Source organism: Arthrobacter sulfonylureivorans, from assembly GCF_047607445.1.
GTDB lineage: Bacteria > Actinomycetota > Actinomycetes > Actinomycetales > Micrococcaceae > Crystallibacter > Crystallibacter sulfonylureivorans_A.
On the sequence record NZ_JBLKRT010000041.1, the window covers coordinates 1 to 25,879 of the forward strand.

Annotated in this window: 29 protein-coding genes and 1 tRNA gene; 17 read left to right on the forward strand and 13 right to left on the reverse strand. The window is 66.0% G+C overall.

The window, feature by feature from the left end:
• Together purB and ACMX2H_RS16540 are read left to right on the forward strand one after the other, a co-directional pair.
• The coding region (purB, locus tag ACMX2H_RS16535; RefSeq protein ID WP_414962028.1) for an adenylosuccinate lyase at positions 1 to 1,287 on the forward strand (1,287 nt) is incomplete at its 5' end.
• Positions 1,288 to 1,446: 159 nt separating this feature from the next.
• Positions 1,447 to 1,520 (forward strand) — tRNA-Met (locus ACMX2H_RS16540).
• 77 nt (positions 1,521 to 1,597) lie between these two features.
• Here the strand turns inward: ACMX2H_RS16540 and ACMX2H_RS16545 are convergent.
• Together ACMX2H_RS16545 and ACMX2H_RS16550 are read right to left on the reverse strand one after the other, a co-directional pair.
• Entirely contained in the window at positions 1,598 to 1,900 is a 303-nt protein-coding gene (locus ACMX2H_RS16545) for a hypothetical protein (RefSeq protein WP_414962029.1), read from the reverse strand.
• A gap of 112 nt (positions 1,901 to 2,012) precedes the next feature.
• Positions 2,013 to 2,480, reverse strand: a complete 468-nt coding sequence (locus ACMX2H_RS16550; protein ID WP_414962031.1) for a hypothetical protein — start codon at positions 2,478 to 2,480, stop codon at positions 2,013 to 2,015.
• Between the two features lie 247 nt (positions 2,481 to 2,727).
• On the opposite strand from ACMX2H_RS16550, the gene betT reads away from it, so the two are divergent.
• Together betT and ACMX2H_RS16560 are read left to right on the forward strand one after the other, a co-directional pair.
• Positions 2,728 to 4,989, forward strand: a complete 2,262-nt coding sequence (gene betT / locus ACMX2H_RS16555; RefSeq protein WP_414962033.1) for a choline BCCT transporter BetT — start codon at positions 2,728 to 2,730, stop codon at positions 4,987 to 4,989.
• A 95-nt stretch (positions 4,990 to 5,084) separates the two neighbouring features.
• A complete protein-coding gene (locus ACMX2H_RS16560; protein WP_414962035.1) occupies positions 5,085 to 5,522 on the forward strand; it encodes an acyl-CoA thioesterase in 438 nt (145 codons plus the stop codon).
• 11 nt (positions 5,523 to 5,533) lie between these two features.
• Here the strand turns inward: ACMX2H_RS16560 and ACMX2H_RS16565 are convergent, their stop codons facing one another.
• Positions 5,534 to 5,914: a DUF2695 domain-containing protein gene (locus ACMX2H_RS16565; RefSeq protein ID WP_414962037.1), complete on the reverse strand. Its 381-nt coding sequence runs from the start codon at positions 5,912 to 5,914 to the stop codon at positions 5,534 to 5,536.
• A gap of 294 nt (positions 5,915 to 6,208) precedes the next feature.
• The gene (rlmN, locus tag ACMX2H_RS16570) at positions 6,209 to 7,438 is read right to left on the reverse strand and encodes a dual-specificity RNA methyltransferase RlmN (protein WP_414962039.1); all 1,230 of its coding nucleotides are present in this window, start codon (positions 7,436 to 7,438) and stop codon (positions 6,209 to 6,211) included.
• Positions 7,439 to 7,574: 136 nt separating this feature from the next.
• Between rlmN and ACMX2H_RS16575 the strand changes: the two genes are divergently transcribed.
• Positions 7,575 to 8,066, forward strand: coding sequence for a pyrimidine dimer DNA glycosylase/endonuclease V (locus ACMX2H_RS16575; RefSeq protein ID WP_414962041.1), 492 nt, complete (start codon positions 7,575 to 7,577; stop codon positions 8,064 to 8,066).
• Positions 8,067 to 8,172: 106 nt separating this feature from the next.
• Here ACMX2H_RS16575 and ACMX2H_RS16580 read toward each other — a convergent pair whose 3' ends face one another.
• The 3 genes from ACMX2H_RS16580 to ACMX2H_RS16590 form a co-directional block, all read right to left on the reverse strand.
• Entirely contained in the window at positions 8,173 to 9,339 is a 1,167-nt protein-coding gene (locus tag ACMX2H_RS16580) for an aminotransferase class I/II-fold pyridoxal phosphate-dependent enzyme (protein WP_414962073.1), read from the reverse strand.
• 64 nt (positions 9,340 to 9,403) lie between these two features.
• Positions 9,404 to 9,826, reverse strand: a complete 423-nt coding sequence (locus ACMX2H_RS16585; protein WP_136786447.1) for a universal stress protein — start codon at positions 9,824 to 9,826, stop codon at positions 9,404 to 9,406.
• A 108-nt stretch (positions 9,827 to 9,934) separates the two neighbouring features.
• Positions 9,935 to 10,138 (reverse strand): hypothetical protein, encoded by a 204-nt coding sequence (locus ACMX2H_RS16590; RefSeq protein ID WP_136786446.1) that lies wholly within the window; start codon positions 10,136 to 10,138, stop codon positions 9,935 to 9,937.
• A gap of 279 nt (positions 10,139 to 10,417) precedes the next feature.
• Between ACMX2H_RS16590 and ACMX2H_RS16595 the strand changes: the two genes are divergently transcribed.
• Complete coding sequence (locus ACMX2H_RS16595; RefSeq protein ID WP_414962043.1) at positions 10,418 to 10,873, forward strand: VOC family protein; 456 nt, start codon at positions 10,418 to 10,420, stop codon at positions 10,871 to 10,873.
• Here the strand turns inward: ACMX2H_RS16595 and ACMX2H_RS16600 are convergent.
• Positions 10,870 to 11,292: an arsenate-mycothiol transferase ArsC gene (locus ACMX2H_RS16600; protein WP_414962045.1), complete on the reverse strand. Its 423-nt coding sequence runs from the start codon at positions 11,290 to 11,292 to the stop codon at positions 10,870 to 10,872. The genes ACMX2H_RS16595 and ACMX2H_RS16600 overlap by 4 nt on opposite strands.
• Positions 11,293 to 11,405: 113 nt before the next feature.
• Between ACMX2H_RS16600 and ACMX2H_RS16605 the strand changes: the two genes are divergently transcribed.
• The gene (locus tag ACMX2H_RS16605; protein WP_414962047.1) at positions 11,406 to 11,846 is read left to right on the forward strand and encodes an arsenate-mycothiol transferase ArsC; all 441 of its coding nucleotides are present in this window, start codon (positions 11,406 to 11,408) and stop codon (positions 11,844 to 11,846) included.
• A gap of 30 nt (positions 11,847 to 11,876) precedes the next feature.
• Positions 11,877 to 12,854, forward strand: a complete 978-nt coding sequence (gene trxB, locus ACMX2H_RS16610) for a thioredoxin-disulfide reductase (protein WP_414962049.1) — start codon at positions 11,877 to 11,879, stop codon at positions 12,852 to 12,854.
• Positions 12,855 to 12,864: 10 nt separating this feature from the next.
• On the opposite strand, the gene ACMX2H_RS16615 is transcribed toward trxB, so the two are convergent.
• Positions 12,865 to 14,178 (reverse strand): MFS transporter, encoded by a 1,314-nt coding sequence (locus ACMX2H_RS16615; RefSeq protein WP_414962075.1) that lies wholly within the window; start codon positions 14,176 to 14,178, stop codon positions 12,865 to 12,867.
• Positions 14,179 to 14,560: 382 nt separating this feature from the next.
• On the opposite strand from ACMX2H_RS16615, the gene ACMX2H_RS16620 reads away from it, so the two are divergent.
• From ACMX2H_RS16620 to ACMX2H_RS16635, 4 genes are all read left to right on the forward strand, one after another.
• On the forward strand, positions 14,561 to 15,094 hold the full coding sequence (locus ACMX2H_RS16620; RefSeq protein ID WP_414962051.1) for a flavin reductase family protein: 534 nt from the start codon (positions 14,561 to 14,563) through the stop codon (positions 15,092 to 15,094).
• Positions 15,095 to 15,218: 124 nt separating this feature from the next.
• On the forward strand, positions 15,219 to 16,088 hold the full coding sequence (locus ACMX2H_RS16625; RefSeq protein ID WP_414962052.1) for a sugar nucleotide-binding protein: 870 nt from the start codon (positions 15,219 to 15,221) through the stop codon (positions 16,086 to 16,088).
• A gap of 132 nt (positions 16,089 to 16,220) precedes the next feature.
• A complete protein-coding gene (locus ACMX2H_RS16630) occupies positions 16,221 to 16,871 on the forward strand; it encodes a DUF1345 domain-containing protein (protein ID WP_414962053.1) in 651 nt (216 codons plus the stop codon).
• A 181-nt stretch (positions 16,872 to 17,052) separates the two neighbouring features.
• Entirely contained in the window at positions 17,053 to 17,526 is a 474-nt protein-coding gene (locus ACMX2H_RS16635) for a hypothetical protein (RefSeq protein WP_414962055.1), read from the forward strand.
• 130 nt (positions 17,527 to 17,656) lie between these two features.
• Here the strand turns inward: ACMX2H_RS16635 and ACMX2H_RS16640 are convergent, their stop codons facing one another.
• Together ACMX2H_RS16640 and ACMX2H_RS16645 are read right to left on the reverse strand one after the other, a co-directional pair.
• Positions 17,657 to 18,133, reverse strand: coding sequence for a DUF4190 domain-containing protein (locus ACMX2H_RS16640; RefSeq protein ID WP_414962057.1), 477 nt, complete (start codon positions 18,131 to 18,133; stop codon positions 17,657 to 17,659).
• 87 nt (positions 18,134 to 18,220) lie between these two features.
• Positions 18,221 to 18,760, reverse strand: coding sequence for a TetR/AcrR family transcriptional regulator (locus tag ACMX2H_RS16645; protein ID WP_414962059.1), 540 nt, complete (start codon positions 18,758 to 18,760; stop codon positions 18,221 to 18,223).
• 120 nt (positions 18,761 to 18,880) lie between these two features.
• Here ACMX2H_RS16645 and ACMX2H_RS16650 point away from each other — a divergent pair, with 120 nt between their 5' ends.
• The 5 genes from ACMX2H_RS16650 (at position 18,881) to ACMX2H_RS16670 (ending at position 24,501) form a co-directional block, all read left to right on the forward strand.
• The gene (locus tag ACMX2H_RS16650; protein ID WP_414962061.1) at positions 18,881 to 20,386 is read left to right on the forward strand and encodes an MFS transporter; all 1,506 of its coding nucleotides are present in this window, start codon (positions 18,881 to 18,883) and stop codon (positions 20,384 to 20,386) included.
• A gap of 165 nt (positions 20,387 to 20,551) precedes the next feature.
• Positions 20,552 to 20,902, forward strand: coding sequence for a metal-sensitive transcriptional regulator (locus ACMX2H_RS16655; protein ID WP_414962063.1), 351 nt, complete (start codon positions 20,552 to 20,554; stop codon positions 20,900 to 20,902).
• A 34-nt stretch (positions 20,903 to 20,936) separates the two neighbouring features.
• Positions 20,937 to 21,161, forward strand: a complete 225-nt coding sequence (locus ACMX2H_RS16660) for a heavy-metal-associated domain-containing protein (RefSeq protein WP_414962065.1) — start codon at positions 20,937 to 20,939, stop codon at positions 21,159 to 21,161.
• A 104-nt stretch (positions 21,162 to 21,265) separates the two neighbouring features.
• Positions 21,266 to 23,716, forward strand: coding sequence for a heavy metal translocating P-type ATPase (locus ACMX2H_RS16665; RefSeq protein ID WP_414962067.1), 2,451 nt, complete (start codon positions 21,266 to 21,268; stop codon positions 23,714 to 23,716).
• A 212-nt stretch (positions 23,717 to 23,928) separates the two neighbouring features.
• Positions 23,929 to 24,501, forward strand: coding sequence for a helix-turn-helix domain-containing protein (locus tag ACMX2H_RS16670; protein ID WP_414962069.1), 573 nt, complete (start codon positions 23,929 to 23,931; stop codon positions 24,499 to 24,501).
• 8 nt (positions 24,502 to 24,509) lie between these two features.
• On the opposite strand, the gene ACMX2H_RS16675 is transcribed toward ACMX2H_RS16670, so the two are convergent.
• Positions 24,510 to 24,785, reverse strand: coding sequence for a DUF2277 domain-containing protein (locus ACMX2H_RS16675; RefSeq protein WP_414962077.1), 276 nt, complete (start codon positions 24,783 to 24,785; stop codon positions 24,510 to 24,512).
• Between the two features lie 86 nt (positions 24,786 to 24,871).
• The gene (locus ACMX2H_RS16680) at positions 24,872 to 25,588 is read right to left on the reverse strand and encodes a ZIP family metal transporter (RefSeq protein ID WP_414962071.1); all 717 of its coding nucleotides are present in this window, start codon (positions 25,586 to 25,588) and stop codon (positions 24,872 to 24,874) included.
• Positions 25,589 to 25,879: the final 291 nt, after the last annotated feature.

Sequence of the window (25,879 nt, forward strand, 5' to 3'; positions counted from 1 at the left end):
CGCGACCGGGTCCACGTCGAGGTGGAATGGCTGATCCACCTGACCCGCCAGTCCGTGCTGCCCGGCGCGGGCCCGCTGACCGAGGACCAGCAGGCGGCGCTGCGCAAGATCGTCACCGACTTCGATGGCAATGCCGTGCGCGAGCTGGCAGAGATCGAAGCCGTCACCGTCCACGATGTGAAGGCCGTGGAGTACTTCATCGGCCGCCGGCTCGGCGGGATCGGCATCGAGGACCTCACCGCGATGGTGCACTTCGGCTGCACCTCTGAGGACATCAACAACCTCTCCTACGCGGTGGGCGTCAAGGGAGCCGTGGAGCAGGTTTGGCTGCCCGCGGCCCGCGCCCTGGTGGAGCAGTTCTCCTCGATGGCCCGGGAGCACCGCGACGTGCCGATGCTCTCCCGCACCCACGGGCAGCCCGCCACCCCGACCACTCTGGGCAAGGAGCTGGCGGTCATTGCGCACCGGCTCAACCGCCAACTGGACCGGATCGCCAAGACCGAGTACCTGGGGAAGATCAACGGCGCCACCGGTACCTACGCGGCGCACTACGCGTCGGTGCCGTCGGCCGACTGGCAGGCCGTCTCCCGGTCCTTCGTCGAGGGTCTCGGGCTGACCTGGAACCCGCTCACCACGCAGATCGAATCGCACGACTGGCAGGCCGAGCTGTACGCGGACATGGCCCGCTTCAACCGGATTCTGCACAACGCCTGCACCGACATCTGGAGCTACATCTCCATCGGCTACTTCGCGCAGATTCCGGTGGAGGGCGCGACCGGCTCCTCCACGATGCCGCACAAGGTGAACCCGATCCGCTTCGAAAATGCCGAAGCCAACCTGGAGATCTCCAACGGGCTGCTGGACACGCTGGCTGCCACGCTGGTTACTTCGCGCTGGCAGCGCGATCTGACCGACTCCTCGTCGCAGCGCAACATCGGCGTGGCCTTCGGGCATTCACTGCTGGCCATCTCCAATGTGGCCAAGGGCCTGGACCGGCTGAGCGTGCCGGCGGACGTACTGGCCGCCGACCTAGACCAGAATTGGGAGGTGCTTGGCGAGGCCATCCAGATGGTGATGCGCGCCGAGGCCATCGCGGGTGTGGAAGGCATGGAGAACCCGTACGAGCGGCTCAAGGAGCTCACCCGCGGCCACCGGGTGGACGCCGAGCGGATGAAGGAGTTTGTCTCCGGCCTGGGGCTCTCGGCTGAGGCCGAAGCACGGTTGCTGGCACTGACGCCGGGCAGCTACAACGGCATCGCCGGCAAGCTGGTGGACCACCTCCAGTAGTCCTCCACCGGTTCTGCTGACGACGGCGGCCGCGCACCTTCCGTGGGGAAGGCGCCCGGCCGCCGTCGTACTTTTTGTCAGGGGTTTTGGCTGCTGGCGGTGACGCGCCTCACCAAATTCGTCGTTTGGCCACGTGGGGGTCTACAGTCGTTAACACGCCGCGGGGTGGAGCAGTTCGGTAGCTCGCCGGGCTCATAACCCGGAGGTCGTAGGTTCAAATCCTACCCCCGCAACGAATGAAAGCCCTCTGACTAGGGATTATCCCGGTCAGAGGGTCTTTCTTTTTCAGTGGACACCATTGGGCTCCGCGTCAAAAGAACCGGACGCCGTTGAATCCGAGCCCTTCGATGAATTGGGTGATCTGCGCCTGGAAGCGGAAGAACTCGTAGACGCCGATCACGAGTAGCGGGCCGATGAACATCAAGACGAACATGATCCAATGCCAGGGCGAGATCATAGACCCTGTCAGCTCGTCGGTAGGTGGTGTGAGGGAGGATTGGGTATCTGGAGGCACGGCCGGCCCGACGGCGGATTGCGTAGTGGCTGCGGCCGCCGAAGTGGCTCCTTCGCTGCGGGCGGGATGGTGCACTCGATGATCAAGGATGTTCGTCATGTCTCCAACGTCGGGCCCGGCCATGAGCCCTGACTGTGGCGCTACTGTGAAACTGCTGTGAAGCGTGAGCCACGCTCCCAGCGTCCGACCTACCGCTGTGAAGATCGCGTGCCTAGCTGCTGGATTTGGGATCATCCAACCCGCGTACCAGCAGGTTGTTGTGCAGGTAGCGCCAACCATCGACTAGGTCTTTGCTGGCGTTGTAGCCGGCGGGCACGAGCTTCGCGTCCACAAGGTCGGTGATTCCTACCCCCGTGCCCACATAGGGGACGGAGTCGCTGCATCCCCCGGCTTCGGCGCCACCTTCGCGCTGGATGACCACGCACAGCCGGCCCTTATCGGGATCGAGTGGCAGCAGCGAGTAGAACTTGTAGCCGCCCTCTTCGGCCAACAGATGCCTATTGGTCGATTGGGCCAGCTGCTTCTCGAAGTCAATTGAGGAGGCTGCGTCAGTCGAAACAGCGTCATGTGAACCCACTGACCCTTGAGATTCGAATGGCGCCGGTTTTGGTCCGTTGGTGCAGCCAGCCAGCGCCAGCAGAACCGCGGCGCCGGCAGTCAGTTGAATCAGCTTACGCATGATGCCCTGTCCCTCGTGTAGCAACGTTTGTCTCAGGCTAAGCGCTTTCCAACGGGGGTGGAAGGGTCCTGACTCGAAAGCATTGTGATCGACGCGTGTACTACGACGGCGTGGATCCGTGATTCGACAGCGCTGATTAAGCCGTCGTGGGTTCGCTCGCTCCGGCATGTCTGGAGCGTCGGCCCAGGTCCGAGTACCGTGCCTTTTACGGGGCGTGCGTCCGGCCCCGTGATAGAAGGAGATCGTTATGGCCCAGGCCGAAGACGCATCCACACCGGAGAATGAGAACTCGAAGCCGCTGGTTGAACGTAGCCGCTTCGGCGCGGTGGAACGACGCAAACCCGTGGACGCCGAGGTTGAGGCCAGGCGTCCGCCGATTTCCAGCACCGAACTGAGCAAGGGACCCACCGAGCTAGCCGAGCACCGGGGTCCGCGGCTCAACTGGCGTGTGTTCGTCATTTCCTCCGCGATCGTGCTGGCGTTCTCCATCTGGGCGATGGCCGCCCCGGCCAATGCCGCCGACATCATGCACACTGCGGTCATCTGGATCGCCACCAATCTGGGCTGGTTCTACGTTGTGACCGTTACGCTGGTCATCCTCTTCGTCCTGTGGGTGGCCTTCTCCAAAGAGGGCAGCGTCCGGCTGGGGCCCGATCATTCACGCCCGCAGTACAACCTGTTCACGTGGGTCGCCATGCTTTTTGCCGCGGGCGTGGGCATCGACATGCTTTTCTACTCAGTGACCGGCCCGATCACGCAATTCATCACTCCGCCCACGGCCAGCCCGGAATCCGCGGAAGCCGCCCAGGACGCGGTGGTGTGGACCATGTTCCACTACGGTGTGGCGGGCTGGTCGGTGTATGCGCTGCTGGGCATGGCCATGGGCTACTTCGCCTACCGGTGGGGCATGCCGCTGTCCATCCGCGCAGCCCTCTATCCGCTGCTGGGCAAGCGGGTGCGGGGGGCGACCGGCGACGTGATCGACATTTTTGCCTTGGTCGGCACTGTCTTTGGCGTGGCCACCTCAATGGGCATCGGCGTCGTCCTGCTCAATGTCGGCTTCAGTTGGCTGTTTGGCCTCCCTGAGGGTCTGGCGCTGCAGATCGCCTTGGTGCTGGTCGCCGTCGTGATGACGGTCGCCGCCTGTACTTCCGGCGTCGACAAGGGGATCCGCTGGATTTCCGAGCTGAACCTGTGGGCGGCCGGAGCGATGATGCTCTACATCCTCGTCACGGGCCAGACGTCCTTCCTGCTCAATGCCATGGTCGAGAACATCGGCCGGTTCATCTTCACGCTGCCGGAGCGCACCCTGCAGACGCTGGCCTACGAAGAGGACGGATCGTCGTGGATGGCCGGCTGGACTCTCTTCTTCTGGGCCTTCTGGCTGGCGTGGGGGCCGTTCGTGGGACTCTTCCTGGCCCGGATCTCGCGCGGCAGGACGCTGCGCGAGTTCGTCATTGCCGCCATCACCGCCCCGGTGCTCTGCGACTTCTTCATCGTCTCGATCTTCGGCAACAGCGCCATGAGCGAAGTGCTCGGCGGGAATGAGGACTTCGCACAGCTCGCCGTCGACAGCCCCGAGCATGGCTGGTACGCGTTGTTGGAGATGTTCCCGGGCGCGCCGTTCCTGATCGGGCTGGCCACGCTGTCCGGCCTGCTGTTCTATCTCACCAGCGCCAACTCCGGCGCAATGGTGATGTCCAACTTCTCCTCCTCGATCCCTGACCCGGCGATGGACGGGGCCAAGTGGCTGCGCATCTTCTGGGCCCTTGTCACGGCGGTGCTCACGGTGGCCATGCTGGTGGCCGGCGGTGTCACCACGATGGAATATGCCACCTTGATCTTCGCCCTGCCGGTCACGATCATCGCCTATCTGGTGATGGCCTCGTTCTCGAAGGTCCTCCGCATGGAGCGCGCAGAACGGGAGGGACGGGTACGGCGCCGCCGTTCGGCGGCGGCACACGGCGGACAGGTTCCGGAGAAGACTTGGCGGCAACGCCTGGCCCGCCTGCGCTCATACCCGTCGAAGAAGGCTGTGGCGCAGTTCGCCGAACGTACCGTGCTGCCGGCGCTGCAGGACGTGGCCAGGGAGTTCACCAGCCTGGGCTACGAGGCAGAACTGACGACCCTGCCGAACGATGAAACCGGGATCGACGAGCACTCGCTGGTGGTGAACATGGAGAACCACCGCAACTTCCATTACCAAGTTGCCGCGGTTGAGGCACCGGTGCCGACCTTTGGCGGCCGCAGCATGCCTAGGGAGATCGACACTTACTATCGTCTGGAAGTCTTCACACAAACGGGGACCGAGGGCTATGACCTGATGGGCCTGACGCAGCAGCAGATCATCAACGATGTGCTCGACCGGTACGAAGCGCACTTGGGCTTCCTGAACTACTCCAGTGAACACGACTACGCCTCGGTGCTCACGCCCCGGGTGCCGCCGACGACAGAGTCGATCCCGCTGGTACCCAAGAAGGCCGACGACGTCGAGAAGCTCGACGAATAGCTGCTCTGCCGCACACGCTCTCCGATGATCGCGTCACCGCGGTCGTGGGCCGCGGGCGTGGGCCGCGGGCGCGTGGGTCGGCTAGTGTCGTCTCCATGGAGAACGGCGACATCACGTTCCACACCCGCAAGTGGGTGCGGCCCGAAGACCTCAATGCCAACGGCACCTTGTTCGGCGGCAGCCTGCTGCGCTGGATCGATGAAGAGGCAGCCATCTACGCCATCGTCCAGCTGGGCAACGGCATGGCGGTGACCAAGTACATGTCGGAGATCAACTTCGTCAGCTCCGCGCAGCAGGGAGACCTGATCGAGATGGGGCTGACGGCGACGCACTTCGGCCGCACCTCGCTGACCATGAGGGCCGAAGTGCGCAACATGTTCACCCGCCAGTCCATCCTGACGATCGAGAAGATCGTGTTCGTGAACCTCGGCGAGGACGGCAAACCGGCGCCTCACGGCTACACCGAGATCACCTACTCCCGGGATCGGGTTCCCCGCCAGCATCTGGACGCCGTCCGGCGCGCTGCCGAATAACGGTTGAGGGATCACGAGTAGCGCGGCCTCCGTTGCCACAGACAGCATGGCTGCGAAGAACCTCGGCGGACGCCGTGGCATACCGGCATGGGCTCCATAATGAACTCGCCGTCCTCGTCCATGCCGAAATAACGGGGATGCGGCTGGTAGGCATTCAGGAAGACTTCGCACTCGCAACAACAGCCGCCCATTCGGGAAAGCCTGCGTAGCAGTGCAGTGGCCCGCGGAGCCATCAGGCGTTGGTACCGCCGCGTGAAATCATGGCGCTTACAACCGAACTCCAGCATCCGGTAGAGATAGCAGAGCAGGCACTCGCCGGGTGTCGGGCTGGTCAACTCTTCCGCGAGCCCCCGCAACTCCGCCTCTAGTTCTTCTACTTCAGACAGCGCCATCGCGTCCTCCTGGTCCCGGCGGGCCCAACCGCCCGCCCGATCAGGATGCCGCAGCGGGCGCCGGCAGCGACTCGCCGGTCAGCGGCATGTGGACTGGCACAGCCTGGACAGGGTTGTGGAGGTCAGGTCAGGTCAGGTCTCCATGCGCTCGGGTCTCCACGCGCTCGGGTCTCCACGCGCTCGCTGGCGCTCGCTTGGTCGACCACCGGAGGCCATGCTCGCTTGGTCGACCACCGGGGGTTGGGTCAGGTTTCCACGCGCTCGCTGGAGCTCGCTTGGTCGACCACCGGGGGGTTACTCTGCTGCGGCGAGCTGGCCGCAGGCGCCGTCGATCTCCTTACCGCGGGTGTCGCGCAGCGTGGTGGGGATGCCGGCGTCGTTCAGCCGGTCGACGAACTCGCGGGTGACGGCAGGGTCGGACGAGGTCCAAATGGAGCCGGGCGTGGGGTTCAGCGGGATCGGGTTGACGTGCACCCAGCCGCGGCCGCGCTTGTTCAGCTTTTTGGCCAACAGGTCGGCCCGCCACGCGTGGTCGTTCATGTCCTTGATCAGCGCATATTCGATGGAGACGCGGCGGCCGGTCTGCTGGTAGTAGCCGTACGCGGCGTCGAGGGCCTCGTCCACCTTCCAGCGCGAGTTCACCGGAATGAGCTCGTCGCGCAGTTCGTCGTCGGGTGCGTGCAGGCTGAGCGCGAAGGTGAAGGGCAGGTTCTCGCCGGCCAGCTTGTTGATCGCCGGCACTAGGCCGACGGTGGAGACGGTAATGCCGCGGGCGCTCATGCCCAGGCCCTCGGGCGCCTCGTCCACCATGCGGTGCACGGCATTCATCACGCGCTTGTAGTTGGCCAGCGGCTCACCCATGCCCATGAAGACAATGTTGGTGACGCGTTCGGCGTCGTGGCCTGCACCGCCGTCGTTGTTCTTGCGCTTGCCGCCCAAGCCGCCCTCGGCGATCACGCGGTTGGCCTGCACAATTTGGTCCAGGATCTCCGCGGTGGACATGTTGCGGGTCAGGCCAGCCTGACCGGTGGCGCAGAACGGGCAGTTCATGCCGCAGCCGCACTGGCTGGAAACGCAGAGCGTGATCCGGCCGGGGTAGCGCATCAGCACCGACTCGACCAGCGAGCCGTCGAAGAGCCGCCAGAGGAACTTGATCGTGTCGCCGTTGTCCGTCTTCAGCCGCTTGACCTCGGTCAGCAGGGTGGGAAAGAAGGTCTCCACCAACTCGGCGCGGCGCTCCTTGGGCAGGTCGCTCATCCGCTCGGGATCGGTGGTGTAGTGCTGGAAGTAGTGCGTGGAGAGCTGCTTGGCGCGGAACGCCGGCAGCCCCAGCTCCTTCATCTTCTCCTGCCGCTCGGCCAGCGTCAGATCGGCCAGATGCACCGGCGGCTGCTTGACCCGCGGGGACTTGAACTGCAGCAGCGGCCGCCCCTCGGAGGTGACGGCTTGATCCCAGCCCTCGGCGGCTGGGCGCACCTGGGGCCGGTCGGAAGTTTTTTGGGGAGAAGAAATCTGCGAAGACATTGCCATCCATTGTCGCACAGACAGGATATAGTTCTCCCTCTGTACCGAAATCGACCAGCGACTAACCGCAGGCGGCCTGTTTCTGTGCCTGCCGCGGCCTCCGGCGCGGAGCCCGGGGTGTGCCTATTCTGGATCAATGCGTATTTGGAGCCTGCACCCCCGGATGCTCGACAGCAAGGGCCTCGTGGCGTGCTGGCGGGAGACCCTGCTGGCCCAGAAAGTGCTCGCCGGGGAGACCAAGGGCTACCGCAACCACCCGCAACTGCAGCGTTTCCGGGCCACCGCGGACCCGATGGCAGCCATCGGCGCCTATCTCTGCGGCATCGAAGCCGAGGCACTGGTCCGCGGCTACTCGTTCAATGCCGGCCTGATCCGTGTGAATCCGCCGCTGGCCGCAGGATGCGTGCCCGGGATGCTGGCCCCTCCCCTGCCGGTCACCACCGGACAGCTCCGCTATGAGTTCGAGCACCTGATGGCCAAGGTGGCCGTCCGGGATCCGGCACACGCACTGGTTCTGACCGACGCAACCGAGTTGCCCCGCGTCATCTCTGATCCGGCGTACGTCCCGGAGCCGCACCCCCTGTTCACCGTGGTCGACGGACCGGTTGAGGTCTGGGAGCGGCCCTAATCGGGCTGCGGCCTGATACGGACGGGCCGGTGGAGGTCTGGGAGCGGGATTGCCCCAACCGCACCGGCTCGGTCCCGTGACCGCACCACCAAGGGCTTCCCGGAGCTCAGTCCTTCGCGGCGCGGTTCGCCTGGAACCGGATGATCCGCTCCACGGCTGCGGCCACGGCGTCCGCGCCGGCAGCAAAGGACAGCCGGACCGAGCGGGTTCCGTTGACCGCGTCGAAATCGGCGCCGGGCACCAGCGCCACACCCTCTTCCTCCAGCAGCGCACGGCAGTAGTCGGCCGAGTCGGCGAAGCCGCTCAGCTGGTCCCCAAGGTCGGCATACAGATAGAACGCGCCGTCGGCCGGTGCCGCAGTTCCCCACTGCAGCCGGTCAAGGTTCTGCAGCAGCACGGCCCGCACCTCGGCGAAAGCGGCCACCGCGGCGTCGGCCTGCGCGTAGGATTCCTCGCTGAACGCCGCCAGCGCCGCCAACTGGGCCGGCGCAGGCGGGCACAGCGCCACGTTCCCGGCGAGCGCCTCGATGGCCGGGGCGAGGTCACGCGGCATCAGCGCCCAGCCCAGCCGCCACCCGGTCATGCCCCAGTACTTCGAAAAAGAGGAAATAACGACGCCGGTCCGGTCCAGTTCCCAGGCGCAGGTTCCGCGGGCGTCGGGTTGCGCGGGGTCGGCCGGGTAGGTGATGCCGTGGTAGATCTCATCGCTGACCAGCCGGACGCTGCGCTCGGCGCACCAGGCGGTGAGGGCAGCCAGCTCATCGCGCGACACCATGGTGCCGGTGGGGTTGGCGGGCGAGGCCAGCACCAGCCCCGACAGCGCTCCGTGGGTGGCAGCGGCAGCGTCCAGCAGCTCCGGCGTAGGCTGGTAGCGCACCTCCGGACCACAGTCGATCTCCACCACCTCGCAGCCGAGCGCCCGCAGGATGTTGCGGTACGCCGGGTAGCCGGGCCGTGCCAGCGCCACGCGGTCCCCCGGGTTGAACGCGGACAGGAACGCCAGCAGGAACCCGCCGGAGGACCCGGTGGTCACGGCTACTTCTTCCGGTGCCACATCCAGCCCGTACCAGCGCCGGTAGTGCCCGGCGATTGCCGTCCGCAGCTCGCGGACACCCAGTGCGCTGGTGTAAGTCAGCGCCTGGCCGGAGGCGTGGATCCGTGCGGCCTGCTCCGACACTGCCTGCGGCGCACCGCCGGAAGGTTCGCCAGCGCACAGCGAAATCACGTCCCGGCCCGCGGCGCGCATCTGCGCCACCCGATCCAGAATGTTCATCACCTGGAACGGCGGCACCTGGGCCCGGCCGGCAACCTGCAGCTTGCTCACGTCCCGGCGCCAGCTAGGCGGTCTTGGCGATATACACGTCGCAGGCGGCCTTGTGCGTCACCGAGCTGGCCACGCTGCCGAGCACCCGGCCCAGCCCCTGCATGCCGACGTTGCCGACCACGATCAGGCGGGCGTTGACCCGTTCGGCTTCGGAGACCAGCGCGTCCTGGGGCTTGCCGAGCACCGCCGTGAAGCTGGTGCGCAGCCCTTCCGCGCCCAGCTCCGTCGCCACGTCCCGGGCCACCTTTTCGGCCTTCTCCGACTCGTGAATGAACCACTTGTCGTTGCCGATCTCCACAACTTCGGTCGTATCGGACTCGTGCGCAGTCACCACCCGGAGCTCGGCGCCCATGGACGCTGCGAGCTTCGCCGCCGTGCGCGCCGCCTTCATGGCGGTTTCGCTGCCGTCTACTCCTACGATGATGATTCCGGCCATCGGGCCACCCCTTCGAGCACGTCGTCTGGCGGCCACGTGGGCCGTTTCACACCAACTTACCCGTACCGGGGCGGATCCGCCTGATACCGCGGATCACCGCCGTCGTTATCAGTCCACGAACTCCGACTGGGTCTCGATGAACTCCCAGTCCTCTTCCGGCAGCGTGGCTTCCTTCAGGTCCGGTCCGCCGGCCTCGTAGACCGCGGCGGCCGCATCCGGATCCACGACGTCGGCGTGCAGGTTCTCCCGGAACCACTGCTTCTGCTTCGTCGGCAGTTTCAGCCACCACTGTTCTATCCGTAATTCCGCCATCTCACGCATCCTCTGCTCGCCGTACTTCCACGGTAGGTCGACCGGCGGCGGCGGACAAGGGATGGTAGTGCGGCGCCAACGGCTAGGGCATGCCGCGTGTGCGGCATTGGCCTGCTTGCCTGTGTCGCCTGGTTAGGCCGCGCCGCGGGCTGAGCGCCGCGTCCAACTAACTCCACCGATAGCCATTGGCGGAAACCGGCCGGAATGCCAAGGTGGACATCGTCCGCAAACACCCGCCGCCCGCGCCAGTCGGTGGCCGTCTTCTGAGAAGGACCATCCATGGACCGCATGGTTTTCATCAACCTCCCCGTCAGCGACCTGAAGAAGTCCACCGACTTCTACACCGGTCTGGGCTACACCCTGAATCCGGACTTTTCCTCCCCGGATGCCTCCTCATTGGTCATTTCCGACACCATCGTGGTGATGCTGCTGACCCGCGAGCATTTCGGCAAGTACCTGCGCAACGACACCCCGCATCTGGGTTCGGATGCCAAGGAAGTCCTGGTGGCCCTCAGCGCGGACTCCAACGAGGAAGTGGACCGGTTCGTGGCCAACGCGACGTCCGGCGGGGGCAGCGTCTACCGGCCGGCCGAAGAGGAAATGCCGGGCATGTACGGGGCAGCGATCGCGGACCCGGACGGCCACGTCTGGGAGATCATGTACATGTCGCCGGAGGCGATGCAGGGAGTCGCGGCGGAAAACGCCGCTGCCACGGACAGCGGCACAGGCATCTAGCCGCCGGTCAGTTCCTGGTGCAGGCTGCGCACTTTGGCGGCAATCTGGTCGCGGACCAGGCGCATCCGCTCCTCGCCGTGGATCCCGCGCAGGCCCGGCTCGTCAATCTCCCACCGCTCGTAACGGGTGCCGGGCACTTCCTCCAGTTGCGCGTTGCTGCCCAAGATGACCACGACGTCGGCGCTGCGCTGCGCCTCGTCCGTCACCGCCGTCGGGACTTGGCTGGAGATATCGATGCCGAGTTCCGCCAAGGAGGCCGCGGACTCCGGATTCACGCTTTCGCCCGGGTTGGTGCCGCAGGAGTGGACGTCAACCGTTCCGGCCGCGGCGGCTTCCATCAGTCCGGCGGCCATCGGCGATTTTCCGCTGTTGCTGGAACAGACGAACAGGACGCTGGGCTTCTCGGCTTTGTACCTCATGCCTGCCATTATCGCTGGCGCACCTATGGGACTGTCCGAACTTCTGGCACAGTGAAGGGAAGCAGCCGGCGCCGGCAGCGGTGGCCGGGAGCCGATCGACGCGAAGGGCCGCCATGACCGACGCAATTCCGGAAGCCATCCGTCCCACTGTCCTGTTCGTGGGGGTACGCGATGTCGGCCGTTCCCAAATGGCCGCCGCCTACCTGTCCCAGCTCGCGGACGGTGCCCTGACCGCCCGCTCGGCCGGGGTCCGGCCCGCAGCGCAGCTGGACCCCGCCGTGGTGGATGCCATGGCGGAAGACGGCATTGACCTGTCAGCGGAGCTGCCGTCGGAGGTGACGGTGGAGTCCATCAACGGCGCGCAGATGGTGGTGACCCTGGGCTCCGGCGCAGAATGCCCGGTGGTTCCTGGCCGGCGCTACGAGGACTGGGACGTGGACGACCCTTCCGGCCAGCACCCGGACGGTGTCCGTGCCGTCCGCGACGACATCAAGCACCGCGTGCAGCAGCTGCTGTCCGAGCTGCAGCCGGCACTGCACCCGGATGCACAGTAGGACCTGGCCACGCTCTGGGAGGAGCTCAGGATGAACACCGAGAAGGTCATCATTGTCGGTTCCGGCCCGGCCGGCTACACCGCGGCCATCTACGCCGCACGCGCTGGCCTGGCGCCCCGGGTCCTGGCCGGCTCGGTCACCGCCGGCGGCGCGCTGATGAACACCACGGAGGTTGAGAACTTCCCGGGTTTCCCGGACGGCGTCCAGGGACCGGAGCTAATGGACCTGCTGCGGAAGCAGGCGGAGAAATTCGGCGCGGCGGTGGAGTACGACGACGTTGCCTCCGTTGAGCTCTCGGGCCACCTGAAGAGCGTGACTACCATGGGCGGCGACGAGTATCAGGCGCCGGCGGTGATCCTGGCCACCGGTTCGGCCTATAAGGAACTGGGGCTGCCGGACGAGAAACGGCTCTCCGGCCACGGGGTGTCCTGGTGCGCCACCTGCGACGGCTTTTTCTTCCGCGAACAGGACATCGTCGTCGCCGGCGGCGGTGATTCGGCGATGGAGGAAGCGCTGTTCCTGACCCGCTTCGGAAAGTCGGTCACCGTCGTCGTCCGCCGCGACACGCTCCGCGCCTCCAAGATCATGGCGCAGCGGGCCAAAGACAACCCCAAAATCCGCTTCGAGTGGAACAGCGCGATCACCGCGATCCACGGCGACAACAAGGTCACCGGCGTGACGCTGACCGACACCGTCACCGGCGCCACCCGCGAACTGCCGGCCACCGGCCTGTTTGTGGCGATCGGGCACCTGCCGCGGACCGAACTGGTCAAGGGCCAGGTGGAACTGGACGACGCCGGCTACATCAAGGTGGACGCGCCCACCACTGTCACGAACCTCCGCGGCGTCTTTGCCTGCGGCGATGCGGTGGACCACCGCTACCGGCAGGCCATCACCGCCGCCGGCACCGGGTGCTCCGCCGCGCTCGACGCCGAACGTTATCTGGCCGCGCTGGAGGACTCGGACAGCATCGCCACCGCGATCGTGGAAGACGAGACACACGGCTGAGCCATGCGGGCTAGGATGCGTCCGGAGCCTCTGCCGCAGCCCCTGCCGCGCGGGCATAGGTCGCGGAAACGCGGCGGTAGACCGGGGTGAGGAAAGCCAGCAGCGCGGCCAGGATCATGATGATCCCCGCCGCCAGGAACACCAGGGCGATGCCGCGGGAGGTGCCTTCTCCCAGCAGCGACTCCAGCTGGGCGGCGCCCTCGGCGGAGCGCGCGTACGGGATGATCCAGACCTGGGCGATCGGCGCGATCAGGAACGCGGTGATCGGCGCTGCCGCCGACTCAAACGCCATGGCGAAACCGAAGACCCGCCCTTGGCGCTGCAGCGGCACCACTTGCTGGATGATGGTTTGTTCGGCGGCCTCCACGAACGGCACCAAAACCAGGTATAGCCAGATCCCGGCGATATACAGCCAGGCCCACTCCCGCAGGGTGAACACTGCACCGAGGGCACCCATCACGATCACCGCGATGAGCATGGTGCGCAGCGGGTTGCGCCCCAGGCCGAACTTGCTGATCAGCCAGCCGCCCACAATGAACCCGGTGGACCCGAGCGCGAAGAACGCTCCCCAAAGTTCCACGGGGAACAGCTCCAAGCCGTAGGGGTCCATCAGCGCCATATAGACGCCGCCAATGAAGTTGTTGAAGGTGGAGAACACGATCAGCGCGAACAGGCCGGTGATGGCCAAGACGGCGGCGATCGAACCGCGCAGGTCGAATCCGCCGTGCGCGTCGGTGGCGGCCGCGCGCACCTCCTCGGGCATGCGGAGCGTCAGCAGGTGAGCGAAGGCCAGCGCCGTCAGCACCAGCGCGACGGCGATGGTCCAGCCCATGCCGAGCAGCCCCACCGAGAGGCCCGAGAGCACCGAGGTGACAATGAACATCAGCCCCTGCACCATGCCCACCAGGCCGTTGGCGTTGGCCCGCCGGTCCGGCTCGATCAGGATGGTGACCGTGGTGGACAGGGCGATGTTGCGCATGTTCTCCACCACGGCGCCGATCAGGATGATCAGCGTGAAGACCCAGAACCAGGGCTGGGCCAGGTCCACCAGCGAGGTAACGGGCGTCAGCAGGAACATGGCCCCGGACAGCAGGAACATCACCAGGGTGAAAGCCGCGGCGAAGCGCATCACCGCCAGCTTGCGGTAGCGGTCCACGAAGGTGCCGAAGCTGATGCTGGAGAGCGCGATCAGCAGCATGTAGGCCCCGCCGACCACCCCGGTGGCGATCACGTTGCGCGTTTGCAGATACACCCAGAAGGTCAGAGCGAACCACAAGTAGCTGGTGGTGATATTGGCCAAGGCCGTATTCACCAGAATCCCCATGAACGTGCGGGACCTCTGCTCAGGGCTGCGCAAGGTCGTGTCGACTGCTTCCGGATCGGCCAGGCTCGAGCCCTGGCCATCCGCTTCGGTTGCGTTAGCAACGGCAGCGTCCGCGTGCAAACCAGTTCCGCCGCCGTCAACCGCAGCAGCGTCGGACCCCTCCGGTTCCTGCTCGGTCATGCGTCCCAGTCTACTGAGATCCCGCGGGCGACACACGGGTCCGCGGGCCGGGAAGTATCCGCAACGGAGCCGCTAACGCCCAGCTAACCGGGCCTGTTCCGCGGCGTCGTCAACACGCGGTCTCTGGTGGGGCATGCCCCGCGGTCCTAGCATGGGCGGTAGTGCTTTCGAGCGTAAGTCCCGACGCAGGAGAGGAGCCAGGATGGGTCCCACGCGGCCAGGCGCTCAGCCTCCAGGCCTCGCCGACGCATTCCGCGCCGCGTTCTCCGCCCATCCCGCAGGAGTAGCGATTGTCACCGCCTCGGGGCCGAACGGTCCGGCAGGAATTACTGCGTCTTCGGTGATTTCGGTGTCTGCGGAGCCCCCGGTGCTCGCGGTGTCCATCACCCGCGGCACGGAATCCGGAGCCGCCCTGCTGGCGGGTGAGACGCTTGCCGTTCACCTGCTCACAACCGCCAACCGTCGCCTTGCGGAGCTTTTTGCACGGCCCGGTTCGCACCGCTTCGGATTCGACATGGACTGGTACAGGGCGCCGACTGGCGAGCCGATCATCCGCGGCGTCGGCACAGTGCTCCGGTGCAAGCCACTAGACCGGATGCCCGCCGGAACCGGTGTTGTTCTGGCCGCTCAGGTTCTTCAGGTGCTCGACGACGGCTCCTCCGCCCCGGCGCTGGTCTACCAGCGCCGGATGTATTACGCCCTGGACGCTTGGTCCACCCTGCGCCCCCGAAGTTGATTGGCTCAAGGCCAACAGCGCGAGGCAAGCGCACCGCGGCCCGCGAGAGAATAGTTCTGGATGAGCTGGAGGACCCTTTTCGGCCCCTCAGATGCTGCGAGCGGGAGAGCCTGGATTGTCGAACATGAGCGAAAAAGCTGGAACGGAGCAAGCCGGCCCCGGGCGGATCCTCCTTGTCGGTTGCGGGAGGCTCGGCACGCAACTGGGTGAGCGTTTGGTGAGGGCCGGGGCGGAGGTGTTCGCGCTCCGCCGCAACACCTCCGCCTTGCCTGCGGCATTCACTCCCCTGTCTGTTGATCTCCGGGAACCTGTCCGCGGTCATTTGCCGGAAGTGGACAGGATGGTCATTACCCTTACCCCGGATATCCAGGAAGCTTCGGATCGTTCGAATGGCTACCTGGCCGCCATCAGCAACGTCGCCGCGGCGCTGCCGGCCCGGCCGCGACAAGTGGTGTTCGTTTCCTCCACCCGGGTGTTCGAAGGGAAATCAGAGCAGCGGGCGCTCACAGAGGCGGATACACCTGCTCCGGTGACTCCGCGGGGCAGGACGCTTCGCGACGGGGAGCTTCTCGCGTCCGAACTCTTCGACGCGCATATCGTCAGGCCTGCAGGGATCTACGGGCCCGGGCGGGAGATGCTTCTGCGAAAAGTCATCGAGGGTGCGCCCGTCCAGTACGCAAAACGTACGAACCGCATCCATGAAACCGATCTGGTGCGCACCCTACAAACACTGCTGTTCGCAGAGAATCCGCCGCCTATCCTGCACGCCGTCGATCAGGCACCTGCTCCCCTGGGTGAGGTCGTCACGTACATTGCGCATCGGCTGGGAATTCAACCACCCCCGCGACTCCAGCCCGAGCTGGCCAGCGGCAACGTCCTAGGCGGCGCGCGGCTTCTTACGTTGCTTGGAACCTTGCAGTACCCAACGTTTGAAGCCGGGTACAACCACATCATTGCCAGCCGGGGGCCGGATTCTTCGGCCAGCAACAGGTGACCATGACTTGGACCACTACTGCGGCCGAGGAAAGCCCGGCTTAGCCGCAGCGTCACGGCCTGACAGTGTTCGAGCAGGCGCCCAAAGGTATTCTTCAGCTGATTTCCCGCGCCTTGCTGCCAGAATGTAGCCATGTCGGTGCAGGACTTCCGCAGCCGGAAACACCGTTCTTCGGACCGGCTGGCCGTGATGTTCGCCGTCGGCGCCCTGGCCGCCGTCGCCATCGGGCTGTCCGGCAACTGGACCTATGCCCCATCACTGGGCTGGGCCGCGGCCTCCCTGACCTATCTGGTCTGGGTCTGGTCCGTCATCGGCCGCCTCTCCCCCGCAGCCACTGCCGCCCACGCCGCCCGGGAGGACTCGGGCCGCGCCGTCTCCGACGCCCTGCTCCTGACCGCCACGCTGGCCAGCTTCGGCGGCGTGGCGCTGATCCTGCTCGACGCCGGCTCCTCCGAAGGAATCGCGAAAGCCGGGATCATCGCGGTCGCCCTGGGCAGCACCACCCTGTCCTGGTTCCTGGTCCACACTCTCTTCACCCTGCGCTACGCATTCCTCTACTACCGCGACAGCGGCGGCGTGGACTTCAATCAGGACAGCGACCCGCGTTACCGGGATTTCGCCTATCTGGCCTTCACCATCGGAATGACGTTTCAAGTCTCGGACACCACCCTGAAAACCGCCGTGGCCCGCTCCACGGCACTGAGCCACGCCCTGCTGTCCTACCTGCTGGGCACCATCGTGCTGGCCACCACCATCAACCTGATTGCCGGTCTGATCCGCTAAACCGGCCCAAAGCGCCCTCCTGCCGCCGTCTCCGAGGCAGCTAAAAATCATCCTCGCGACGCATCTTTCGCTCGCCCTCCGCAACTAGGCTCGGTGCGGTGACTGGCCTGCTGGTGACAATTTCTGGTGAACCGTGCGGCAGGTTACCGTCCGTTTGGCACCGATACGAGAGGCAAGATTCATGATCGAAGCGCTGCAGGACTTCACGTCCTCACTTCCGCCCGTGCTGCAATGGCTGGGAGTGACAGTCGCCGCCGCAGTTCCGTTCGTCGAGTCATACTTCGGATCAATGATCGGCGTCCTCGCCGGCATCAACCCCGTGATCGCCATCGCCGCCGCGGTCGCAGGAAATGTGATCTCGATGCTGATCTTCGTGCTCAGCGCCCATCGCGTCCGGTCCAGGGTGGTCAGCGGAAAGACGGTCACAGAACCCTCTCCCCGCCGGCAGAAGCTTCGCGCTCAATTCGACAAATACGGAGTAGCCGGGGTCAGTCTGCTGGGCCAGACCATCTTGCCGAGTCAGCTCACCTCTGCCGCTATGGTCTCCTTCGGTGCATCCAAAAACGCGGTCATCATGTGGCAAATAATCTCGATCATCCTGTGGGGCGCGGCCTTCGGAGTCTTGGCCACCCTCGGTTTCTCGCTGATCGGGTAAGCACCGGCGTCCACAGCGACAGTGGCAGGCAGCACGGGAAAACCGCCACCGCACGATGGCAGCAAAGCCAAGAGCCGGTGCCACCCCGGGAAGGGGCGGCACCGGCTCTTCATGATCTTGCTGACGAAACTCAGCTGCAGGTGTAGGTGACGCCGTCCTGGAAGTGGGTGCCCGGGCCGAGTTCGCTACAGACCTCCACCATGTAGGCGATGCCCGCAATCGTGATGATCGTGAACAGGATCAGCAGCACGGTCCCCACCGCGCCGATGATGATGCCAGCCAGGGCGAAGCCATTCTTGGCGTTGGCGCGCTTGGACTGCACCATGCCGATGATGCTGACGATCAGGCCGGCCACGGTCAACGGTCCGAGCAGAGACAGGACGAAGCCGACGATGCCCATGGTCTTGCCGGGAACCGGCTGGCCGGGAACGGGCTGGCCGGGGTAGCCGTAAGGGGCGTTCTGCTGCGGATAGGCCTGCTGGCCGGGACCCTGCTGCGGATACGCCTGCTGGCCCGGTGCCTGCTGCGGGTAGGCCGGGTAGGTGCCCTGAGGCTGGCCGGACGTTGTGGGTTCGGGGTATTCCCCGGGACCGTTAGGGGTTGACATGTATTCCTCTCATCAAGCGGTGCGGTGCGTGATTATACGATTCATCCTTTCGCACCCAACCAGCTATCCCCAAAACGAGTGCACGAGTCAGCCCAGGCCTACCAACGCGTCGACCTGTTGCAGCAGCGCTTCCATGTCGCCGTCGGCCATCTGCTTCTGCTGCGCATCCGGCGAAAGAAACGTCGCGCTATAGTACAGGCCGTCGCCGATCAGCTTCACTGCCTGCGCCACCGCCCGGCTGCCCAAGGCAACCTCCAAGGTATCCAGCCAGAGTGCCTGGATCTGCGCGAACGTCCGCGCGGCCGCAGGGTGGCCCTGCTGCACCAGCCGGGCCAAAGCGACAATCGCACGGTCCAAGGGCGAGTCGACAAAGTTGGAGGTGCGCACGTAGTAGCGGGCCGCTCCCTCCGGCGCACTGCTGATTCGCTCAGCATCCTCGGCCGATAGCGCAGCGAGCCGTTCGCAAAGCCCCTCGACCATCGCTTCCTTGGAAGGGAAGTGGTAGAGCAGCCCGCCCTTGGACACTCCGGCGGCAGCCGCAACGGCATCCATCGTGGCGGCTCGTTCGCCCTCGTTGATCAGGATGTCCTCAAAGTTGTCGAGGATCCGGTCTTTAGCACTGGCCATCCACCCATCCTAGGACGCAGTTCTTCCGCTCGACGGCAATCGACAGCCGACTTGCCACTATACCGTCCAGCCGGTATAGTTGAAGGATCACCCAACCCATCCCTCCCCGAAAGATGACCCATGCTTACCGTCACCCAGCGCGCTGGCCGCAAGGAATGGACCGCTCTGGCCGTCTTGATGCTGCCGGTCCTGCTGGTCGCCGTCGACAACACCGTTTTGAGCTTCGCCGTGCCAGCCATCTCCCTGGCCTTCAGCACCAGCGGCACCACGCTCCTGTGGATCATCGACATCTACCCGCTGGTGCTCGCCGGCTTGCTGGTGGCGATGGGCAGCTTGGGCGACCGCTTCGGCCGCCGCAGGATGCTGATGATCGGCGCCGCCGGTTTCGCCGCACTCTCTGCGGTGGCGGCCTTCTCGCCGAGCGCTGAACTGCTGGTGGCCGCGCGCGCCGGCCTGGGCATCTTCGGAGCCATGCTGATGCCCGCAACACTGTCCCTGATCCGGAACATTTTCACCGAGCGGACCCAGCGGCGGCTGGCTGTGGCCATCTGGGCTGCCGGCTTCTCCGCCGGCGCCGCACTCGGCCCGCTACTGGGCGGCGTTCTGCTGGAACACTTCTGGTGGGGTTCGGTCTTCCTGCTGGCGGTTCCCATGCTGCTGCCAATGCTGGTGCTGACACCGGTGTTTGTGCCGGAGTCGCGCGACCCGGAGCCGGGGCCGGTGGATGTGCCCAGCATTGTGCTTTCGGTCGCCGCACTGCTCCCGGTCGTCTTCGCCATCAAACAGGTGGCCGCCGGTGGTGACCTGACTGCCATCGCTGCGGCGGCTGGCGTCGGCATCCTGGCCGGCTGGCTGTTCGTCCGCCGCCAATTGCAGCGATCCAATCCCATGCTGGATGTCCGCTTGTTCCGCTACCGCCCGTTCACCGGCGCCGTGCTGGTCAACCTTTTGGCCGTTTTCTCGCTGGTGGGCTTCCTGTACTTCGTCTCCCAGCACCTCCAGCTGGTTCTGGGACTCAGCCCGCTGCGGGCCGGCCTGGTCCTGCTGCCCGGCCTGCTGGTGACGATCGCCGCCGGACTGCTCGCGGTGCCGCTGGTGCGCCGGGTTGCCCCGCACCTGGTGGTGGCGGGAGCCCTGCTGCTGTCCGCGGCGGCGTACTGGCTGGCTGCCTCCACCCCGGACGCGTCGGCGCTGACCTTGATGGCCGCGTTCGCGTTGCTGGGCGCCGGCGTCGGTGCTTCCGAAACGCTCTCGAACGACCTGATTCTCTCCAGCGTTCCGGCAGCCAAGGCCGGCGCAGCCTCCGCCGTCTCAGAAACTGCCTACGAAGTCGGTTCAGTTTTCGGCACCGCCGTGCTCGGCAGCATCCTGGTCGGTGCCTACCGGCAGAACATCGACCTGCCGTCCGGGCTGTCCGCCGAACAGCAGCACGCCGCCGGCGAGACCCTGGGCGGCGCCATCACGGTGGCGGAACAATTGCCGGAACGCACCGGCGCAGCCTTGTTGGACTCGGCGGTCCACGCCTTCGACAGCGGCGTCACCGTCACCGCCGGCTTGGCCGGCGTGCTGATGGTTGCCTCCGCATGGCTGGCCTCCCGGACGCTGCGCACGGCACAGCACCAGTAGTCCCTTGACGGCCCGGCGTACTCGCCGGGCCGTCAGCGCATCTCAAGACTCACCCTCACACCGCCGGGCACCGCCGTCGCACTCACATGGCATCCGTCACAGACCCTTGCGTCATACCCCTAGGGGGTATATCTTGATGACGTAGTCCCCCGGAATGAGGAAGCCATGAACCACACCGCAACCCCCAGCGTTTCCGGCCCTGCCGCCGTCGACGAGCACATCGGCCATGCCTACACGTCGGACAAGGACGCCTACCTGCGTCGGCTGAAGCGGGTCGAAGGCCAGGTCCGCGGCATCGCCCGCATGGTGGAAGAAGACAAGTACTGCATTGACATCCTCACCCAGGTGGCAGCAGTCAACAAGGCCTTGCATGCGGTGAGCGTCGGCCTGCTCGAAGACCACATTGGACACTGCGTGGTCGGCGCCGCCAAGGAATCCGAACTCAGCGACGATCCCCGGATCGTCCAGGACAAGGTCAAGGAAGCCTCGGACGCCATCGGCCGGCTGCTGCGCTAGCCCCCTCCCCCAAACACCACTCCAGGAGATTTGAATGAGCACCACCACCATCAGCATCGACGGCATGACCTGCGGCCACTGCGTGGACGCCGTGACCGAAGAACTCAAGGCCCTAGAGGGCGTCCAGACCGTCAGCATCCAGCTGAACAAGGGCGGCATTTCCACCGCGACGGTCAGCTCCGAGAGCCAGTTGGATCCGGCGCAGGTCGGCGAAGCAGTCGCCGAAGCCGGGTACACCGTCGTCGCAAACATCGCTTAACCCGGACGACGGCGGTGCCTCCCGCCGCCGCCAGCCACCTTTCTTGCCCAGCACCTGAAGCGCCGCAACTACCGCGGCAAACCCAGAATCGAGATGACCATCTGATGGCCTCCCATCCCGCTGCCCAGGACCCTGCAGTCGATCCGGCTCCGACCCGGACCGTAGAACTGGCGATCGAGGGCATGACCTGCGCCTCCTGCGTGAACCGCGTGGAACGAAAGCTCGGCAAAATCGAGGGAGTCCAGGCGAGCGTGAACCTGCCGCTGGAGTCCGCAGTGGTCAACGTCCCGCACGGCGTCACCGACCAGCAACTGCTGGAGACCGTCCACGCAACCGGCTACAAGGCCCGGGTGAAGCAGCAGCCACACTCCACGGGCACCGCGGGACACGGACCCGCCGATTCCGGTCACGCCGGTCATGCCGGCCATGCCGGCCACGCGGAGGCAGAAGCCCACGGCGGCCACGCCTCCACGGGTGGCGACGCCGCGGAGCACGGCGATCACGGGGACCATGAGGACCACATGGCGCACGGCGGCACCGCCGACGAGCTCCGGCCGCGCCTGTGGACGGCCGCCATCCTGACCATCCCGATCTTCATCATTTCGATGATTCCCGGTGCGCAGTTCCCGCACTGGGGCTGGGTCGCCTTTGCGCTGAGCATTCCGGTGGTGTTCTGGGCTGCCTGGCCGTTCCACCGCGCGGCAGCGGTAAATGCCCGGCATCTGGCCTCCACCATGGACACGCTGGTGTCGCTTGGCGTGCTGGCCGCCTTCTTCTTCTCCGCCTGGCAGCTGTTCATGGATCCGATGCTGACCGAACACGTGGAGGGCGATATGGCCGCCCACGCGCTGTACTTCGAAGTTGCCGTCGTCGTCGTCACGTTCCTGCTGCTGGGCCGGTATCTGGAAGCCAATGCCAAGCAGCGGGCCGGCGACGCGCTGAAGTCCCTGCTCAATCTGGGCGCGAAGGACGCCACCGTGCTGCGGGACGGCAGCGAGGTGAAGATCGCCGCCGCCGAGCTGGTACCCGGCGACATCATGGTGGTCCGGCCGGGCGAGAAGATCCCTACCGACGGCTATGTGGTGGACGGCCACTCCGCCGTCGATACCTCCCTGCTCACCGGAGAATCCGTGCCGGTGGAAGTGGACGTGGACGACACCGTCACCGGCGCCACCATCAACACGTCGGGCCGGCTGCTGGTCCGCGCCACCCGGGTCGGGTCGGACACCACGCTGGCGCAAATGGGCCGGCTGGTCAGCCAGGCCCAGGCGGGCAAGGCCCCGATCGCCCGGCTGGCAGACCGGATCAGCTCGGTCTTCGTCCCGATTGTGCTGGTCATCGCCATCATCACGTTCATCCTCTGGATGGTCTTCACCGGCGATCTGCAAGCTGCCTTCACCGCAGCCGTGACCGTGCTGGTCATTGCCTGCCCGTGTGCGCTGGGCCTCGCCACGCCCACCGCACTGCTCACCGGCACCGGCCGGGCATCGCAGCTGGGCATCCTGATCAAGGGGCCACAGATCCTCGAGGACACCCGTCACGTGGACACCATCGTGCTGGACAAGACCGGCACCGTGACCACCGGCCGGCAAGCGGTGGAGAGCGTGGTGGCCCTGGCGGACCGCAGCGAAGAGGACGTCCTGCTTCTGGCCGGCGCCGTGGAAGCCGGATCGGAGCACCCCATCGCCCTGGCCATCGTGGAGGCGGCCCGGGATACAGCGGCACGGCTGGCCGCCCCGGCCGGCAGCACGGCAGGGGCGCTTAGCCACGAGGCTGCTGCACTGCCGGCCCTGTCGGACTTCCGCAGCACGGCGGGCGGCGGTGTCCTCGGCACCATCACCGAATCCGACGGCCGCGCCAGCACCGTGGTGGTAGGCCGCAACAACTGGATGGACGAAAACGGCATCGCCCTGTCCGACGAGCACCGCCGTGTCCTGCTGGAACAGCAGCAGGCCGGATCAACCGCGGTGTGGGTGGCGGTCGACGGTGCGGTGGTAGGGATCGTCAACCTGCAGGACACCGTGAAGGAGACGTCCGGCGCCGCGATCGCCCGGTTCAAGGAGCTGGGTCTGCACCCCATCCTGCTGACGGGCGACAACGCCGCGGTAGCCGCCGAGGTAGCAGCCGAAGTCAGTATTTCGCCCCAGGACGTCTTCGCCGATGTGCTGCCCGAGGACAAGGTGGCTGCGATCAAGCGGCTGCAGGAGCAAGGCAAAACGGTGGCCATGGTGGGCGACGGCGTGAACGATGCCGCCGCACTGGCTCAGGCCGACCTGGGCATCGCCATGGGCGCCGGTACGGACGTGGCGATCGAGGCCGCTGACCTGACCGTGATGGGCAGCGACCTAATCCAGGTGGTGCAGTCCATCGAGTTGAGCCGCAAGACGCTTTCCACCATCAAGTCCAACCTGTTCTGGGCCTTCGCCTACAACACGCTGGGCATCCCGGTGGCGGCCTTCGGCCTGCTCAACCCGATGATCGCCGGCGCCGCGATGGCCGCCAGTTCGGTACTGGTGGTGGCCAACTCGCTGCGGCTGCGCCGCTTCGGGCGGTAGGGACCGGGACCGCACCGCATAAGGGACAGCACGCCGCCCTGCGGCTGCCGCCGCTGACCAGGGCAAACACCGGCAACGCAGCGTGGCACCGTCCCTTCAGGCGCATCGCTACGAAGAGTAGCGCCCGGGCGGCTGGGATCCGGACGTTGTCCGGCCAGCGCGCTGGATAGTGTTGAGACACCCCACTCGCACAACCCCCAACGGAGCCACGGATGACACTCGGAGAGAAACTCAAGGCAGCCCGGAAGAAGGCCGGGCTCTCGCAGGAAGAACTCGCGAAGAAGTTGTCCGTCTCCCGCCAGGCGATCACCAAGTGGGAGAACAACAAAGGCATCCCGGACGTGGAGAACCTCAAGGCGCTCTCCACCCTGTTCGATGTCAGCGTCGACTATTTGCTGAGCGACGCTGACGACTTGTCCGCGCAGATCATTCGCGAGCCTATCGACATTGCCCAGTACAAGAAGTCGGGCAAGGAACGCGGCAGGTTCGATGCCGCGGTGCGTGCCAAATACCCGAGCGCCAAGGTCATCTATCCGCTGACCCGACGCCGGAAGCTCACTACGTGGGAATCGATCGTCGACTTTGTTATCCAGCCGGGCACGCTCAATGCGGCCGACTCGCTGCGTGACCTCTCCGGCTACTACGTGGTGGACCTGGGCGACCGGCACCTCTTGGTCAACGTCAGCAAGGAATTCGTTGAAAGCCGCGAACTCACTGCCAAGTTCGACAAGCGCAAGCAGGTCATCGGAGACAACGTTTTCACCAAGGCCCCCTACACGCTCTAGGGTCCGGGCTAGACGGCGGTGCCGTAGCGGACGGCGGCGCGGGCACGGGCCTTGGCTGCTTCTTCCTCACGGTTCTTCGGCGGTGCCGCCGTCACCAGGTCGTCGAGCAGGTGCGCGGTGATGTGCGCGATGTCGTGCACCGCCTGGTTGAAGGCTTCCTCGTTGGCCTTGGACGGCTTGTTACTACCGCTGACCTTGCGCACGTACTGCAGCGCGGCGGCCTCGATTTCGGCGTTCGTCGCTGCGGGTTCGAAATTGTGGAGCTGGCGGATATTCCGGCACATGGCGGTCCTCCGGTCCGGGTAGTGGATGCTGGCTGGTTCCAGTCTGCGCCAGGGCAGCTGCATCACACCACCCCTCCAGCGCGGCCTCAGTGCTTGCCGAGGATCTCCACGAGGGAGAACGAGAGGCCGAAGCCGACGGCGATGGCGATGCCGGTGGCGGCGCCCGCGTCCTTGAGCCCCTCCGGCACCATGCGGACGGTCACGTTCGTGAGGACGCCGCCGCCGGCGAAGGCGAGCACGAAGGCCACCACCTCTGGCCTCACAAGCCCGAGCAGCAACGTAAAGACGGCCACGCATACGCCGCACAGGATCGTCATGACCAGCCACGCGGACATGACGTGGCGTGCGGTCAGGCCGTGTTTGAGCAGCGGTCCGGTGTCGGCCATGGCCTCCGGGACGCCGCAGAGGAAGACCGCGGCCAGCAGGGCCGCGCTGATGCCGTAACCGCTGACCAGTCCACCGGCAACGACGATGGACTCGGCGACCACTGACAGCGCGATCACCAGAAACCTTGGCTCGTGGAGAGGCGGTGCGGACAGCCGCACGCCCCGTTGAGCCCCGGTCACCACCCAGGACGTCGCTACGGCCCCGCCGATCAGTCCCGCTCCAACGAATCCGCTCCCACCGGCCAGCCGGCCGGCTTCAGCAATCAGCTTGTAAGCGACGGCCGACAACAGGGCACCAGCACCCAGGCCGGTCAGGACACCGAGCAGAACGTTGTTGACGCGCCACCGCAGGGCAAGCAATCCGCCCAGAAAGTAGGAGGAGCCAGCAAGCAGGCCCCAGCCTAAGGCCTGCAGCATCGGCGTCCCTTTCGGCTTAGGCGCTAAAGCACCGCGCCTAGGCATCATCCCGGAACTGGCGCGGATATGGCAAGAGGTCAAGGCCACTGTCACAATGCATGCCGATTCAGGAATACTTCGGCGGCCGGGAAGCTGGGCGGCAGAAAACTCCCCCGGAGGGAAGCCGGGTGGCGGGTAAAACTGCCCCCGGCGCGGCTGTGGCACAGTGATGGGCAGAACGACGACGGCGGGGGGGGGGGGCGGGGCTAGCACCCCCCCCCTCGGGGGGGTTTTTTTGGTTTCTCTCCCCTT